The sequence below is a fragment of the Hymenobacter aquaticus genome (genome assembly GCF_004765605.1).
GTDB lineage: Bacteria > Bacteroidota > Bacteroidia > Cytophagales > Hymenobacteraceae > Hymenobacter > Hymenobacter aquaticus.
The window spans coordinates 387,672-403,700 of record NZ_SRLC01000001.1; the positions used below are offsets into that span (position 1 = coordinate 387,672).

Annotated in this window: 9 protein-coding genes; 7 read left to right on the forward strand and 2 right to left on the reverse strand. The window is 64.7% G+C overall.

What is annotated here, in order from left to right; genetic code table 11:
* The first annotated feature begins 144 nt into the window (after positions 1–144).
* The 6 genes from E5K00_RS01590 to E5K00_RS01615 all read left to right on the forward strand — a co-directional run bounded on the left by E5K00_RS01590 (position 145) and on the right by E5K00_RS01615 (position 10,163).
* Positions 145–3,306: a SusC/RagA family TonB-linked outer membrane protein gene (locus E5K00_RS01590; RefSeq protein WP_135461008.1), complete on the forward strand. Its 3,162-nt coding sequence runs from the start codon at positions 145–147 to the stop codon at positions 3,304–3,306.
* A 109-nt stretch (positions 3,307–3,415) separates the two neighbouring features.
* On the forward strand, positions 3,416–5,131 hold the full coding sequence (locus tag E5K00_RS01595) for a RagB/SusD family nutrient uptake outer membrane protein (RefSeq protein ID WP_135461010.1): 1,716 nt from the start codon (positions 3,416–3,418) through the stop codon (positions 5,129–5,131).
* 123 nt (positions 5,132–5,254) lie between these two features.
* Positions 5,255–6,589, forward strand: a complete 1,335-nt coding sequence (locus tag E5K00_RS01600) for a sugar porter family MFS transporter (protein WP_135461012.1) — start codon at positions 5,255–5,257, stop codon at positions 6,587–6,589.
* A gap of 176 nt (positions 6,590–6,765) precedes the next feature.
* Positions 6,766–7,677: a carbohydrate kinase family protein gene (locus E5K00_RS01605; RefSeq protein ID WP_167856707.1), complete on the forward strand. Its 912-nt coding sequence runs from the start codon at positions 6,766–6,768 to the stop codon at positions 7,675–7,677.
* A 133-nt stretch (positions 7,678–7,810) separates the two neighbouring features.
* Entirely contained in the window at positions 7,811–9,331 is a 1,521-nt protein-coding gene (locus tag E5K00_RS01610) for a glycoside hydrolase family 32 protein (protein WP_135461014.1), read from the forward strand.
* A 178-nt stretch (positions 9,332–9,509) separates the two neighbouring features.
* Entirely contained in the window at positions 9,510–10,163 is a 654-nt protein-coding gene (locus E5K00_RS01615) for a zinc ribbon domain-containing protein (RefSeq protein WP_135461016.1), read from the forward strand.
* Between the two features lie 195 nt (positions 10,164–10,358).
* Here E5K00_RS01615 and E5K00_RS01620 read toward each other — a convergent pair whose 3' ends face one another.
* Positions 10,359–10,577 (reverse strand): PID-CTERM protein-sorting domain-containing protein, encoded by a 219-nt coding sequence (locus tag E5K00_RS01620; protein WP_245328184.1) that lies wholly within the window; start codon positions 10,575–10,577, stop codon positions 10,359–10,361.
* 82 nt (positions 10,578–10,659) lie between these two features.
* Positions 10,660–15,099 carry a DUF4394 domain-containing protein gene (locus E5K00_RS01625; RefSeq protein WP_167856708.1) on the reverse strand — a complete coding sequence of 1,480 codons (4,440 nt, stop codon included), beginning with the start codon at positions 15,097–15,099 and terminating at the stop codon, positions 10,660–10,662.
* Between the two features lie 262 nt (positions 15,100–15,361).
* On the opposite strand from E5K00_RS01625, the gene E5K00_RS01630 reads away from it, so the two are divergent.
* Positions 15,362–15,832: an META domain-containing protein gene (locus E5K00_RS01630; RefSeq protein ID WP_167856709.1), complete on the forward strand. Its 471-nt coding sequence runs from the start codon at positions 15,362–15,364 to the stop codon at positions 15,830–15,832.
* Positions 15,833–16,029: the final 197 nt, after the last annotated feature.

The following is a 16,029-nucleotide window of genomic DNA, read 5'->3' on the forward strand; positions in this document are numbered from 1 at the left end:
CCGCAACCGTTTGCACCCCACCTTTGAGTCGAAGCCCGGTGGCCACGCCGGCTGTGGCTTGCTCCCAGCAAACGTTTGCAGCAAGCCCCGCCGCCCGGCCGGCTGCCGCTTCCCGACTCGCCTGTTCCTTCATTCCCAATTCCCATGACACAACGACTACTCACCCTGCGCCGGGCCGTGGCTGCGACGCTGCTGACCGCCCTGCCGCTGGCCGCCGCGGTGCCCGCCCAGGCCGCCGCCCCCGGCCCCGCCCCCCGGGCCGCCCAGCCCGCCGATACCAAAATCAGTGGCCGCGTTACCGACGATAAAGGCGAGGGCCTGCCCGGCGTCACGGTCGTGGTGAAGGGCACCACCAACGGCGTCTCCACCGACCCCGACGGCCGCTTCACCCTCACCGTACCCGACAACGCCACGCTGGTCGTGTCGTCCGTGGGCTTCCTCACCCAGGAAATAGCCGTGGGCACGAGCACCGACCTGAGCATCCGCCTGGCCCCCGACACCAAGGCCCTCGACGAGGTGGTGGTGACCGGCTACCAGGTGCAGCGCAAGGCCGACCTGACCGGGGCCGTGGCCGTCATCAAGACCGACGACATCAAGGACATGGCCTCCAACGACGTGACCCGCAACCTGCAGGGCCGGGTGCCGGGCGTGCAAATCACGACCGACGGGGCCCCGGGCAGCCCGGCCACGGTGCGCATCCGCGGCATCGGCACGCTGGGCAACAACGACCCGCTCTACGTCATCGACGGCATCCCGACCAAGGAGGGCATCAACCAGATCAACCAGAACGACATCGAAAGTATCCAGGTGCTGAAGGATGCCTCGGCGGCCAGCATCTACGGCTCCCGGGCCGGCAACGGCGTGATTATCATCACCACCAAGAAGGCCAAGAAAGGCGCCACCCGGGTCAACTTCTCGACCTTCTTCACCGTGCAGACGCCGGGTCCTAACATCGACCTGCTCAATACCCTGGACTACGGCCGGGTGTACTGGCAGGCCAAAACCAACGACGGGGGCACGCCCAGTTTGCCCTACTACACCTTCCAGACCCACCAGGGGCCCAACGGGCAGCCGGTGCTGGACGGCGTGGGCACCACCGAGTTTATCGACGCCGACAAAACCATGCGGGCCGCCGATACCGACTGGTTCAAGGAAACTCAGCAGAACGCCCTGATTCAGAGCTACAACCTGGACGTGAGCAGCGGCGGGGAGCGGGGCGGGGCGTTGTTCTCGGTGAACTACTACACCAACAACGGCACGCTCAAGTACTCGGGCCTGGACCGCTTCACGGCCCGCCTGAACTCGGACTACAACTTCCTGGAGGGCAAGCTCAAAATCGGGGAAAACCTGACCATCGTGAAGGCCGACCGGGCCGAGTTTGACCTGAACCTGGTGCGCGACCGGACCACCCAGCTGCCCAGCATCGTGCCGGTGCGCACCGTGGACGGCGTGGGCTGGGGCGGGCCCGTGGCCGGCATGAGCGACCGGGACAACCCCGTGCGCCTGCTCACCGACAACCAGCAGAACCGCTCCCACACGGGCCGGGCCTTCGGCAACGTGTTTGCCGACGCCGAAATCATCAAGGGCCTGCACCTGCGCTCCAGCTTCGGCATCGACTACAGCCTGTACCGCTTCCGCCAGATCTACAAAACCTACAAGGCTGGCTACCTTTCCGAGCAGAACAATCGGGTGACCAACAACGAGCGGTTCTGGGGTAACTGGGTGTGGCAGAACACGCTGAACTACAGCGTGCTGCTGGCCGACCGGCACCAGCTCGACCTGCTGGCCGGGGCCGAGCGCATCAGCGCCTACGACGAGAGCAGCTACGCCTCGCGCACCAACTTCGCCAGCGAAGACCCCGACTACGCCTACCTCGACGCGGGGGCGGCCAACAAGGACAACGGCGGCGGGGCCACGGCCTACCGCTTGGCCTCTACTTTCGCCAAGGTCAACTATTCCTTTGCCGACCGGTATCTGCTCTCGGCCACGCTGCGCCGCGACGGGTCGTCACGCTTCGGGCAGGACAACCGCTTCGGGGTGTTCCCGGCCGTGTCGGCGGGCTGGCGCCTGAGCGAGGAAAGTTTCGTGCGCGACAAGGCCCCGTACTTCTCCGACCTGAAGCTGCGCGCCGGCTGGGGCCAGACCGGCAACCAGGACATTGCCAACTTTGCCTCCCGCGGCCTCTACCAGTCGCTGCTGGGCTCTATCGACCCTAACTTCGAGTACGACCGGGGTACGGCCTACGACATTTACGGCAACGACACCAACCTGCCCTCGGGCTACCGCCGCTTTCAGCGCCCCAACCCCGGCCTGAAGTGGGAAACGACCACCCAAACCAACCTCGGTCTGGACTTCGGGCTGCTGGAAAACAAGCTTTCGGGCTCGGTCGACTACTTCGTCAAGAACAGCCGGGACATCCTGGTGAACCTGCCGTATCTGGCCGTGGTGGGCGAGGGCGGCGACCAGTTCGTGAACGGGGCCTCCATCCAGAACCGGGGCTGGGAGTTTCTGCTCAGCTACCAGAACGAGCTGCCCGTGGGCGTGACCTACAGCATCAGCGCCAACCTCTCGACTTACCGCAACGAGCTGACTTCGCTGCCGGCCGAAGTGGTAAATGCCTACGGCGGCAACGGGCAGGACGTCACTCGCCTGGGCCACAGCATCAACGCCGTGTACGGCTACGTGGCCGACGGGCTGTACCAGAACAGCGCCGAAGTAAGCGGCGGGCCCACGCAGGTGGGGGCCGCGCCCGGCCGCATCCGCTACAAGGACCTGAACAACGACGGCAAAGTCGACAACTTTGACCAGACCTGGATTACCGAGGGCGTGCCCGATTTCAGCTACGGCCTCAACCTGGGCGCGGGCTTCAAGGGCTTCGACGTGCAGCTTTTCTTGCAGGGCGTGCAGGGGCTGGAGGCGTTCAACAACGCCAAGTTCCGCACCGACTTCGCCTCCCTGGCCTCCAACGAAAACTGGGGCAGCCGCCTGCTCGACGCCTGGACGCCTTCGAACCCGGGCTCCACGATTCCGGCCGCCACGCTGCTGAACACCAACAACGAAGGCCGCGCCTCGACCTACTTCATCGAAAATGCCTCCTACCTGAAGCTGCGCAACGTGCAGCTGGGCTACACGCTGCCCACGGCGCTGGCCGGCAAAATCAAGCTGCAGGGCGTGCGGGTGTACGTGCAGGGTCAGAACTTCTTCACCCTCAAGAGCAAGGAGTACACCGGGGCCGACCCGGAAGTGACCAACTACCAGTACCCGATTCCCCGCATTTTCACCACCGGCCTGAACGTATCATTTTAGTGCTTAGTGCTTAGTGCTTAGTGCCTGGTGCTTAGGTCGTTCAACGAAACTCTAAGTACCAAGCTCCAAGCACCAAAAACCAGGCACCAAAAACCAAGCTTCAATTCCCATGAAACTCTTCAAAACCAGCCTTCTGGCGCTTTCCCTGCTCGGGCTTTCGGTGAGCTGCTCCGATAAAGACTTTCTCGACGTGGAGCCCATCGGGGCCCTGAGCGACGAGCAGCTCAATACGCCCGCCAACATCGACAAGCAGGTTATTGCGGCCTATTCCCAGCTCGGCAACGACGTGTACCGCGCCCCCTACACCAGTATGTGGCCCTACGGCAACGTGCGCGCCGGCGACGCCTACAAGGGCGGCAACGGCACGGCCGACGTGGACGCGTTTCACTTCTACGAAACCTTCACCTTCAACCGCGTCGACGTGGGCAACACCGACGAGCTGTGGTTTCTGCTCTACGTGGGCGTGTCGCGCTGCAACGACGCGCTGCGCCGCCTCAACGCCATCGACGCGGCGGCCATGCCCACCAAGGCCGTGCGCCAGGGCGAGGTGCGCTTCCTGCGCGGGCACTTCTACTTCCTGCTCAAGGAGCTCTTTAAGCGCGTGCCCTACATCGACGAGTCGGTGCCGACCGAGCAGTACGCCACCGTCTCGAACGTGGCCCTGACCGACGACCAGCTCTGGGGTAGAATTGCCGCCGACTTCCGCTTTGCCACCGCCAACCTGCCCGACAACCAGCCCGAAATCGGGCGGGCCAATAAGTCGGCGGCCCAGGCTTACCTGGCCAAAACCCTGCTGTTTCAGGCCTACGTGCAGAACGACGCCCACGCCGTGACCAGCATCGACCAAACCAAGCTCCAGGAAGTCGTGACCCTGGCCGACGAGGTCGGCAAGCGGTATTCCCTGCACCCCGACTACGCCAGCAACTTCCTGACCAGCGGCGACAACGGGGTGGAATCGGTGTTTGCCATCCAGTTTTCGCGCAACGACGGCACGCCCAAGGGCCGCACCGACCGGGGCAACCAGCTCAACTACCCCATGAACCCGGACTACGGCTGCTGCGGCTTTCACCAGCCCAGCCAGAACCTGGTGAATGCCTACAAAACCGACGCCAACGGCCTGCCCTTGTTCACCAGCTTCAACAGCTCGGACCTGAGCACGCCCGCCGACTTCCAGAACAACAGCGTGGACCCGCGCCTCGACCACACCGTGGCCGTGCCGAGCCACCCCTACAAGTACGCGCCCACCTTCGTGTTTGAAACCTCCTGGCTGCGCGACCAGAACACCTACGGCGTGTACATGTCGATGAAGGAAAGCGTGCTGCCCTCGGACCCCAGCTTCCAGAAAACGCCGCCGTTTATGAGCTCCTCGAAGAACTGGGCCATCATCCGCTTCGCCGACGTGCTGCTCTGGAAAGCCGAGGCCCTGATTGAGCTGGGCCGGCAGGGCGAGGCCCTGCCCATTATCAACCGGATTCGGGAGCGGGCCGCGGCCAGCACTGCCCGCCTGAAAAACGCCGCCGGCGGGGCCACGTCCAAGTACCGCATCGGGCAGTACCCGGCCGCCGGCTGGAGCCAGGACTACGCCCGCCAGGCCCTGCGCTACGAGCGGCGGCTGGAGTTTGCCCTGGAAGGCCAGCGCTTCTTCGATTTGGTGCGCTGGGGCATTGCCGCCGACTACCTGAACACCTACTTCACCCAGGAAAAAACCAAGCGCCAGTACCTGCGCGACGCCCGCTTCACCAAGGGCCGCGACGAGTACCTGCCCATCCCGCTCAACCAGATCAACTTCAGCAAGGGCCTCTACAAGCAAAACAGCGGCTGGTAGGAGTGAAATGGTGAAGTGGTGAAATGGTGAGTTGTCGTTCAAACCGCGCAGACTGCGCAACACGCGCCACCAAAACATCAAACTCACCATTTCACCATCTCACCATCTCACCATTTTTTTCCAATGAAAAACAGCAACGTCTTTTTCTGGTCCCTGGTCGTGGCGCTGGGGGGCTTCCTCTTCGGCTTCGATACGGCCGTAATTTCCGGGGCCGAGAAGGCCATTCAGCAGCTCTGGCACCTGAGCCCGGTCGCGCACGGCTTCACCATTGCCGTGGCCCTCATCGGTACCGTGTTCGGGGCCATTTTCGGCGGCATTCCCTCCGATAAGTTCGGCCGCCGCCAGACCCTCATTGGCATTGCGGTGCTGTACCTGGTGTCGGCGGTGGGCGCGGCCGTGACCAGCAGCTGGGTGCTGTTTATGGCGTTCCGCTTTCTGGGCGGGCTGGGCGTGGGCGCGTCGTCGGTGACGGCCCCGCTCTACATTTCGGAGGTGTCGCCGGCCGCCAAGCGGGGGCGCATGGTGGCCATGTTCCAGTTCAACATCGTGTTCGGCATTCTGATGGCCTACCTCTCCAACTACCTGCTGACCGGCGTGGGCGAAAACGACTGGCGCTGGATGCTGGGCGTGCAGGCCTTCCCGGCCCTGGCCTTTTTCCTGCTCTTGTTCCGCGTGCCCGAAAGCCCCCGCTGGCTGCTGGGCCAGGGCCGGGTCGAGGAAGGCCGGGCCGTGATGCACCGCATCAGCCCCGAAACGGCCGACGCGGAAGTCACCACTATCCTGACCACCAACGCCGCCGACGAAGCGGCCGGCGGCGAGTCGCTCTTCGCCCGCCAATACCGCGGGCCGGTGCTGCTGGCCGTGTTCTTTGCCGTGTTCAACCAGGTGTCGGGCATCAACGCCATTATCTACTACGCCCCGCGCATCTTCGAAATGACGGGGTTGGGCAAGGGCTCGGCCCTGCTCTCGTCGGCCGGTATCGGGCTGGTCAACTTCCTGTTTACGCTGCTGGCCATGAACTTCATCGACCGGTTTGGCCGCCGCAAGCTCATGCTGATCGGCTCCTTCGGCCTGATTGCCACCTTGGGCCTGGTGGCCCGCTCGTTCTACAGCCAGGATTTCAGCGAGCTGAACGGCATGCTGGTACCAGTGCTGCTGTTCGTCTACATTGCCTTTTTCGCCTTCTCGCAGGGGGCCGTCATCTGGGTGTTCATCTCCGAAATCTTCCCCAACACGGTGCGGGCCAAAGGCCAGGCCCTGGGCTCGAGCACGCACTGGGTGCTGGCGGCCGTCATTGCCTTTGCCTTCCCGTATTTCGCCGAGAAGCTGGGCGGCGGCCACACCTTCCTGTTCTTCAGCTCGATGATGGTGCTACAGCTCATCTTCGTGTGGCGCTTCATGCCCGAAACCAAAGGCACCAGCCTGGAGCAGCTCGAAAAAACGCTGGTTATTCATTAAGTAGAACGTCATTCCGAGCGCAGCGTAGCGAAGTCGAGGAATCTCGCGGGCAATGGTAAATATTGGCATTGCAACGTCAGCACGCGAGATTCCTCGGACTCTGCTTCATGCGCAGAATGCTCGGAATGACGTTCTTTTCTAAGCACTAAGCACTAAGCACTAAGCACCAAAAACTCATGTCTGAAAACATAGTCTGCTTCGGCGAAATCCTGTGGGACGTGCTGCCCACCGGCAAGCAGCCCGGCGGGGCACCCTTCAACGTGGCCGTGCACCTGCACCAGCTGGGCGTGCCCGCCGCGCTGATCAGCCGCGTCGGCGACGACGAGCTGGGCACCGAGCTGCTCGACTTCATCACCAGCAAAGGCCTCAGCCCCGCCTACGTGCAGGAGGGCAAAACCCACCTGACCGGCGTAGTGAAAGCCAACGTGGACGATGCCAACGAGGTGACTTACAAGATTGTGCACCCCGTGGCCTGGGACTACGTGCAGCACGAAGCCCGCCTCGATGCCCTGGTGGAGCAGGCCGATATGTTCGTGTTTGGCAGCCTGGCCGCCCGCAGCCCCGCCACCCGCGAAACGCTCTACCGCCTGCTGCCCCACGCCCGGTTCCGGGTGTTCGACGTGAATATGCGCCCGCCGCACTACACCAAAGAGGTGGTGAAATACCTGCTGGGCAAGGCCGACCTGGTAAAGATGAACCACCACGAGCTCCAGGAAATCATGGGCTGGTTTGGGGCCGAAACCGACCCGGGCGCGGCCATGCAGTGGCTGGCCGAGCGGTTTGGGCTGCAAGCCGTGTGCGTCACCTGCGGGGCCGATGGAGCCCTGCTCTGGACCGGCAACCACCTCTACCGCGCCCCCGGCGTGCGGGTTGAGGTGAAAGACACCATCGGCAGCGGCGACTCGTTTCTGGCCGCCCTGCTCAAGGGCTGGCTGCGCGGGCAGGAGCCGGGCGAGTGCCTGCGCTTCGCCTGCGCCACCGGGGCACTGGTGGCCACTCACCTCGGGGCCACGCCCGCCTTCACCGAGGCCGACGTATACGCGCTGACCTCACCCCCGGCCCCTCTCCTTGAAGAGAGGGGAGCCTGACGCAAGCGCACAGCAAGCCGCAACGGCACAAGAAATTATGGCCATTTTCTTTAATTAATCCACCCCCAAACACCTGCGCCGCCGTGGCTCCCCTCTCCCGTGGAGAGGGGCCGGGGGTGAGGTTGCCCACCCCATGAAAAAGTCTTTCCTGCTGGCCTTGTCCCTGGCTTCGCTGACCCACCTCACCCAGGCCCAGACGGCTGCCCCGTTGCCGCCGGCCACGCCCCAGTACCGCCCGGCCTACCACTTCTCGCCGGCCCGGATGTGGATGAACGACCCCAACGGCATGGTCTACTCCCAGGGCGTGTACCACCTGTTTTTCCAGCACTACCCCGAAGCCATGGTGTGGGGCCCGATGCACTGGGGCCACGCCACCAGCAAAGACCTAGTGCACTGGCAGGAGCAGCCCATTGCCCTGTTTCCGGACAAGCTGGGCTGGATTTTCTCGGGCAGCGCCGTCATCGACGAAAACAACACGGCGGGCTTCGGCAAGAATGCCCTGGTGGCCATCTTCACCCACCACAACGACCCGGAGGAAAAGAAAAAAACCAACCGCCACCAGTACCAGAGCCTGGCCTATAGCCTCGACCAGGGCCAGACCTGGACCAAGTACGCGGGCAACCCCGTGCTGCCCAACCCCGGCATTCAGGACTTCCGCGACCCGAAAGTGAGCTGGAACACCGCCGCCGGCAAGTGGATCATGACCCTGGCCACCAAGGACCGGATTACGTTTTATTCGTCGCCCGATCTGAAAGCCTGGACCAAGGAAAGTGAGTTTGGCGAGAAGCTCGGGGCCCACGGCGGCGTGTGGGAGTGCCCCGACCTGTTTCCACTGACCCTGGACGGCAAGCAGCAGTGGGTGCTGCTGGTCAGCATCAACCCCGGCGGGCCCAACAGCGGCTCGGCCACCCAGTACTTCATCGGGCAGTTCGACGGCAAAAAGTTTACGCCCGCCAGCACCGCCACCCGGTGGGTCGACTACGGCAAGGACAACTACGCCGGCGTGACTTACGCCAATACCGGGGCGCGCCGCATTTTCCAGGGCTGGATGAGCAACTGGGAATACGCCAACCAGGTGCCCACCTCGCCCTGGCGCAACGCCATGACCGTGCCCCGGGAGCTGGCCCTGCGCAAAGTCGGCGCCGACGTGTTTCTGACTTCCCAGCCGGTACCGGAAATCGGGCGGGCCCTGACGGCTGGCAGCGTGAAGCTCCAGAACCTGACCGTGAAGCCCACCCTGGATTTGACCGGCAAGCTGCCCGGCCTGGGCGACAAGTTTCAGCTGAAAATGAGCACCCGGCAGCTCACCGATTTTGCCCTGGTGCTGGCCAACGGCCGCGGCGAGGAACTGGTCATCGGCTACGACAAAAAGGCCAATGAATATTACGTCGACCGGAGCAAGTCGGGCCTGGTGGCGTTCAGTGACAAGTTTCCCGGCCGCCACGCCGGTCCGCGCCGGGCCACCACGCCCGCCGCCGACCTCACCCTGCTCGTCGATGCCAGCTCGGTGGAAGTGTTTGCCGACCAGGGCCTGACGGCCCTCTCGGAGCTGTTTTTTCCCTCCGAGCCGTTTACAACCCTCACGGTAAAATCGGCGGCCGGCCTGAGCATCAGCGAGCTGAGCTACAGCCGGCTGGCCACGGAGGCAAAATAGGCCTTGCTCAATCTTCGGGAGGTAGTGACGCAGAACGAAGCTGCCGAAGAAATAAAAAGCTGCTCTGGCCGGGTGCCGGGGCAGCTTTTTGCTTTTACAACCCGCTCTGGCAGCGGCATATTCCGATATCGATATATCCGCTACTTTTAAGGCGCAAACCACACCTTACGACCCCGCTATGAGCAACCTGATTCAGTTTGTCGCCAACCACGACGACCTGTCCACCGACAAGGGATTCCAGTTCAAATTTTATTGTGATAAATGCCGTAACGGCCACATGTCGCGCTTCAGCCCCAACAGCATCGGCATTGCCGGGGAGCTGATGCGGGCCGCGGGCAGCCTCTTCGGTGGCCACTTCTCCGACGCCGGCAACGCGGCCTACCACGTGCAGCGCGCCATCGGGGGCAAGGCCCACGACGAAGCCCTGGAAAAAGCCGTGCAGGAAGGCAAGCAGTACTTCAAGCAGTGCACCCGCTGCGGCCACTGGGTGTGCCCCGACGTGTGCTGGAACCACAAGGCCGGCCTCTGCGAAGACTGCGCCCCCGACGAGCACGAGGAGCTGGCCTCCCAGCAGCGCCAGGCCGCCAAAGAGCAGATCTACACCAAAACCCGGGAGCAGAACTACACCGGCAACCTCGACTTCCTCAACCAAGGCGCCGTGGTGCAGTGCTCCAACTGCCAGGCCACCCTCGACGCGGGCAAGAAGTTCTGCCCCGAGTGCGGCACGCCCAACGTGGCAGCCCAAACCAAGGAAAAGTTCTGCGCCGACTGCGGGGCCAGCGTCAAGCCCGGCCAGCGCTTCTGCGCCGAGTGCGGCAAGCCGCAGGGGTAGGTGAAGTGGTGAAGTGGTGAATGAGTGAATGAGTGAATGAGTGAAGTTTACGTTGGTGACGCCTGGCATTGCGCGGGGAATGGCCCGTTATTAACCTGTCCGGCGTCCCGTTATTTTCGCAACGTATTGCCAGTACACAAGAAGAGGGAGCTGCGGCTCCCTCTTCTTGTGTACTGGCTACAACCAAATGGCGACCTACTGGCTCGGTGCCCGTTTGGCCAGCCGGCGCAGGCCGTAGCCGGCTCCGGCGGCCAGTAGCAGGCTGATGCCGCCATCAATGGGGGCATTGGTCGCGCCGGGCTGCGGGCCGCCGTTGCCGGGGCCCTGGGCCCGGGCTTGCTGAAACCGGCTGCCGAAAGTTACTAGCAGCAGGGTCACGAGGAAAAAGCGAAAAGAAGAAACGATATAGCGCATGGGAAAAAGCAAAGACGATGTGAAAGAAAAAGTATCCGGTGCGCGGCGTCAGGCAGAAGCGCCGCGCACCGGATAGCCTGGTTTACTCAACCACCAAGCGCTTCGTAACGAGGCCCTCAGCGGTGGTCAGGCGCAGCGTGTACACGCCTTTGCTCACCCCGGTCAGCGGCAGTTGCGCGTCCTGCTGGGCGGCGCGGCCGGCGGCCAGCGTCTGGCGCCGCACCGTCTGGCCCAGGCTATTAACCAGCTCCACCGCTACCGTCTGCTGACGCAGGGCGGCGGGCAGGCTGATAAATACAGCCTGCTGCGCCGGGTTGGGGTAGAGGCTCACTTGCTGGGCTAGCGCGGCCGGGGCCGTGGTCAGCACCTTGCTCTGGGTCAGCAGCAGCGAGAAGCGCGGGGCCTGCGAACCTGCCACGGCCGAGAACGTGTAGCTGGGCTGCTGCGCCAGGTCGACGACGGTGCCGGTCTGGGCGTCGCGCAGGTAGGCGAAGGTGGTAGCCGGCAGGTCGAGCAGGGCCGCGGCGCGCAGGGTATAACTACCGCTCTGGGCTACTTCCACCCGCAGCGGCACCAGCACGTCGGTGGTCGTCAGCGCGGGCAGGGCATTGATGGACAGACGCAGGGCGTTGCTGGTTTCGGTGGCCAGCAGCGGGGCCGCGCCGGCCGTCAGCTTGTAGGCGTCCAGGGCCGAATCGAAGCCGGGGGTGGCGGCGGCAGTAAAGTAGAGCAGCGTCTCATCGGCCGGGCCGGCGGTGCCGCGCAACTCCAGGCGCACCGAGGGATTAGTGCTGGTGCCCCGCTGGAAGATGGGCGTACGGCCGTCGGTGATGCGGGCCGCGTTGGTGAAGCTCACCTGCCCGGTGGTCGTGCCCGGGGTGCTGACGCGCACGAAGAAGCCCTGACCCAGGGCAATGGCGTCGGTGCCGCCGTTGGTGCCCACGCCGCCCGAGCCGGCTACGTAGCTGGAATAGGTGCCCGCGTACTGGCCCGTCGAGCGGTACACGTACACGGCGCCGTCCACGTTGGAGAGGCCCACCAAATCCCAGTCGATGGGCGAGGGGTAGGGGTTGCCCAGCAGCTGCCAGCCGGTAGCATCCTGGGCCGCGGGCGTGCCGTTGGGCACCGTGCCGCGCGCCAGGCCGCCCTTCGTAATCGGGCCGTTGTTGAGCGTGCCCACGAAGTCGACGGTCTGGGAAGCGGGAATGTTGACGGTGTAGCCCCGGCCGGTTTCCAGCCCGTCGCTCAGGTCTGCCGGCGACTGGTAGCCCTTGTCGAAGTCCTTAAGGTAGTCGCCGCTGAAGCTCAGGCGGCTCTGGTCGTAGCTGAACACGGTGGGGAAGGGCGTCACCAGGCTGGGGTCGGCCGCCGAGTTGTAGGCCGGGTTCACCACGGGCGTAAAGCCGCCGGTGGTCAGGTCGGCCACGGTGCTGCCCGCCACCGGGGTGGCGTAGTGGCGGTAGCCCGCCCCACTATTTACCGAGCCGTCGATGTAACGCTGCACGGTGGCCGTGCCCAGCACCACGCTGTTGCCCACGGGCAGCACGTTGGCCGTGCCGGCCGCGCCCGACAGCAGCGTCAGGTTGCCGTTGGTGAGCACGCTGCCCCCCAGCACCAGTACCCGCTGCACCTGCACCGGCGCATTCAGCACCACCCCGCCGGTGTTCACGGTGAGGGTGTTAAACAGCGAAGTCGTGCCGTTGATGAGCTGCGTCGCGCTGTTGGTCAGCAGCAGCTCGCCCCGGTCGTCGGCGGCGGTAGTGCCCCCGTTGTTGGTGAAGTTGCCGTTCAGCGACAGCACGCTGTTAGTGGCAATGGTAAAGCGGGCCCCGCTGCCCAGCGTCAGATTGTTGGCAAACTGCGGCCCGGTTACTACCGGGTCGTTGGCGGTATCCGGAATGGTCACGTCGTCGGTGGCGGTGGGTACCTGGGCCGGGCTCCAGTTGGCGGCTCTGCCCCAGTTGGTATCCACGGCGCCGGTCCAGGTGAGGCCGCTTACGGCGGGCGTGAGCAGGGCGGCCAGGCCCGTCAGGTTCGAGCCGCTGCCGATGACGCCCAGCTGGTTGAACGCGCCCGTGGTCAGGCTCACTTCCCACAGCGACTCATTAGCCACGCCGCTGGGCGCCGCCGCCGCGAAGGCCGTGTTGGCGGGCGTAGCGGGAGTCGACAGGTCGGAGTAAATGTCGAATTCAACCCCGGTGGTGGTGTTTACCGTGATATTGGAACTGCCCAGCGTGGTGTTGGCGCCCGTGTTGGGGTTGCTGAAAATAACCACCTGGTTGGTGCTCTGGTCGTAGCCGTAGAGCGTGGTGCCGGTGGCCGCGTTGTTGTCGTTGTTGGTGTAGGCGGCTGCCGTCAGGGCCCGGCCCGTCACGCCGTCCACGATTACCACGCCGTCGGCCGGGTTCACGCGGTAGTTGTTGCCGTTGCTGCCCACGATGCGGATCCGGTCGGCGGCGGGGTTAAAGTCGAAGCCGATGCCGTTGAAGGCGGTGGTCCCGGTGCCCAGCGCATAAGCGCCCGGGCTGCCCACGGCCGTCAGCGCCCCGGTGCTCAGGTTCAGGGTGTAGAGCTGGCCGGTCTGAGCCGCGGCGTTGTAGCCCAGGGCAAACAGCTGCCCGTCCAGGGGGCGGAAATCAATGCCGGCCAGCACCTGGGAGCCGTCGGTGGGCAGGCCGGTGATGTTGACCGCCGTGCGAATCACGTTGGGCCGGCCCGAGTCGAACGACACGAGGTTGCCGCCGGCGACGCCGTAGAGCAGCCGGCCGGTGAGGGCGGCCGTGGCGTTGGCGCCTTCCAGCAGCGCCGAAACGTCGCGCACCGGTATGCCCAGCCCGATAACGCCCACGGCCGAGGCCGCGCCGGTGGTGGGGCTCAGCGCGTACAGGGTGCTGAACGAGGCCGTGGTGGTGGCGGCGTCGGCATTGGACACCAGGAAGCCCCGGTTGGTCTGGGTGGCCGCGTCGAAGTAGAAGTCTAGGTCATTTACCGCGCCGCTGCTGGGCAGCAGGCCCGCCGTCCCGAAGGCCGAGAGCTGGCCCGCGTTGGGGTTGCTCTGGGTAAAGAGCTGGTTGCGGGCGTCGTCGATGTCGAAGAGCGTGGTGCTGGTGCTGCCGGGGTAGGAGTTGGTGTAGGCCACGGCCCCGATGGTGGGCGTGCCGGTGGCCCCGCTCACGAAGTTCAGGTTGCCGTCGGTGGCCGCCACGGCGCCGTTGTTGGGGTTGAGGCGGTAGTTGCGCGTGTTCAGCCCCGTCACCCGGATGCGGTCCACGGTGGGGTTGAAGTCGAAGCCCACCGCGTTGACGGCCTCAAGCGTCGAGCCCAGGTCCAGGGTAGTCGGGCCGGCGCCCACGGCCGTGGCTACGGCCGTGGCGCGGTTGATAATGTAGAGCCGCGACTCACCGTTGGCGGGGTTGTAGCCCAGGCCAAACAGCTGGCCGGTGTTGGGCCGGAAGTCGGTGCCCACCAGCGTCTGGCCGGCGCTCAGGCCGGTAATGGCCGTGGAGGACAGCAGAAAGTCGGGCCGGCCGGAGTTAAACGAAATCAGGTTGCCGGTCGGCGTCACGGCGTAGAGCAGCTGCCCGCTGGGGGCCGGGGCGGTCCGGTCGATGCGAATGGCAATGTCGGTGATGCCGGGGGCCGGGTTGGCGTTGGTGGGTGGGTCGAAGGGGCTGCCGCCGCCCACGCCGCCTTCCAGCGTCACGGTGCCGTCGCCCAGGTTCAGGGCATACACGGCCGTGACAAACTGCCCGGCCCGCGTGGGCTCCGGGTCGGGGCCGTTGATGCTCAAATAGGCTTTCTGGACGCGGGTAGTGGGGTTGGTAAAGATGTCCAGGTCGGTGCTGACACCGGGCGTGTTCAGCGGAATCGGGGTCTTGATGGTCGTGGTCGTGTTCAGCTTGCCGTCGTTGGGCGGGTTCTGAATCGTGAGCAGGGAGCGTTCCTCATCCACGCTGTAGAGCACGGTAGCCGTCGAGCCGATAAAGCTGTTGGTATACGCCACCGAGCCGATAAACGGGTTCTGGCCGAAGTTGGCGTCGCCGGCGTTGTAGGCCAGTGCGCCATCGGGCGTTACGGTGCCGTCGTTGGGGTTCAGGCGCAGGTTCTGGTCGTTGGTGCTCACCACCCGGATGCGGTCCACGGTGGGGTTGAAGTCGAAGCCGATCCGGTCGAGGTTCGTGCCCAGGTTCAGGGAGTTGGCGCCGCCCACGGCCGTAGCCGGCACCTGCGTCACGGCCAGCGGACTTTCGTAGTTGAGGGTGTAAAGCTGGGCCTGCTGGGCCGTGGCGTTGTAGCCCAGGGCAAACAGCTGCCCGGTCGCGGGCCGGAAGTCGATGCCCACCAGCACCTGCCCCGCCGTTACGCCGACGATAGTCTTGCGGCTGCGCACGGTGGGGTTGGCGATGTCAACCGAGGTCAGGTCGGTGCCGGATAAGCCAAAAACGGTCTGGGCCGTGGCGGCGGGGCTGCCCGTGAGCAGCAGCGCGGCCCCCAGCGCGGCACCGCGCAGCCAGGAAGGCAAGCCAGAAGTACGCGCCGGAGGCGGGAGTAGGGGTAGAGGCATCAGCGAACAGAATAGAGGTGAAAGGATGAAAAGAACGGTTGCCCGCGGGCAGTAGAAGAGCTACGGAAGCGCGGTAGATATTGGATTGCGAAAAAAGGATTAAAAATAGATTAATATGCTGAAAATCAGGATGAGCTTAGCGGCCAGGGCGGGGGCGCCGGCAATCCATTGCCGCTGGCCTGCGTACACCGGGCAGGAGTCCGTCATTCTTTGCCTTGCCATGTCGTTAGTTTCCTGTCTTCGCCCGGCCGCCGCGCTGGTGCTGCTCGTGGCCCCCGCCTGTAGCTTCGATTTGAATGAGCGCCCCAATGCCGGGAGCATTACCACGGATGAGCCCGTGGCGGCCGCCTTGCAGGACGTGCGCTGGGAGCTGCGGGAGCTGGGCGGGCAGCCCGCGCCCCGCACCGAGCGCCGCCCGTTTCTGCTGCTGCGCAACAACCGCCCCCGGGTAGAGGGCCGGGCCGCCTGCAACCAGTTCTCGGGCCCCTACACCCTGGCCGAGCGGGGCCGCCTGCGCCTGGGCCCCCTGGTCACGACCCGCAGCGCCTGCCCCGACCTGGCCGCCGAGGGCGCCTTCCTGCAAGCCCTCAACCAGGCCCAGCACTACCGGCTCAGCCGCAACACCCTGACCCTCTACGCCGCCGACACCCTCGGCACCCCCCTAGCCCGGCTGGAAGCGGTGAATGAGTGAATGAGTGAATGAGTGAGGTGGTCGTTCAACGCCCGTGGGTCATTGCGAGCTTGCGAAGCAGTCCGTCCGCTGCTGGTGACCAATGATCTTTTACCAAAAAGCCCTTTATCGGTGATTCGATAAAGGGCTTTTCACATCAGGAGGCTCCACACATTTCAGAGGACGGATTGCTTCGCAAGCTCACAATGACACGGGTT

Bases quoted from the DNA above. Each gene is read 5' to 3' on its own strand.
- E5K00_RS01615 (WP_135461016.1), top strand. From the start codon at position 9,510: ATGAGCAACCTGATTCAGTTTGTCGCCAACCACGACGACCTGTCCACC.
- E5K00_RS01610 (WP_135461014.1), top strand. From the start codon at position 7,811: ATGAAAAAGTCTTTCCTGCTGGCCTTGTCCCTGGCTTCGCTGACCCAC.
- E5K00_RS01605 (WP_167856707.1), top strand. From the start codon at position 6,766: ATGTCTGAAAACATAGTCTGCTTCGGCGAAATCCTGTGGGACGTGCTG.
- E5K00_RS01595 (WP_135461010.1), top strand. From the start codon at position 3,416: ATGAAACTCTTCAAAACCAGCCTTCTGGCGCTTTCCCTGCTCGGGCTT.
- E5K00_RS01630 (WP_167856709.1), top strand. From the start codon at position 15,362: ATGTCGTTAGTTTCCTGTCTTCGCCCGGCCGCCGCGCTGGTGCTGCTC.
- E5K00_RS01600 (WP_135461012.1), top strand. From the start codon at position 5,255: ATGAAAAACAGCAACGTCTTTTTCTGGTCCCTGGTCGTGGCGCTGGGG.
- E5K00_RS01590 (WP_135461008.1), top strand. From the start codon at position 145: ATGACACAACGACTACTCACCCTGCGCCGGGCCGTGGCTGCGACGCTG.
- E5K00_RS01620 (WP_245328184.1), bottom strand. From the start codon at position 10,577: ATGCGCTATATCGTTTCTTCTTTTCGCTTTTTCCTCGTGACCCTGCTG.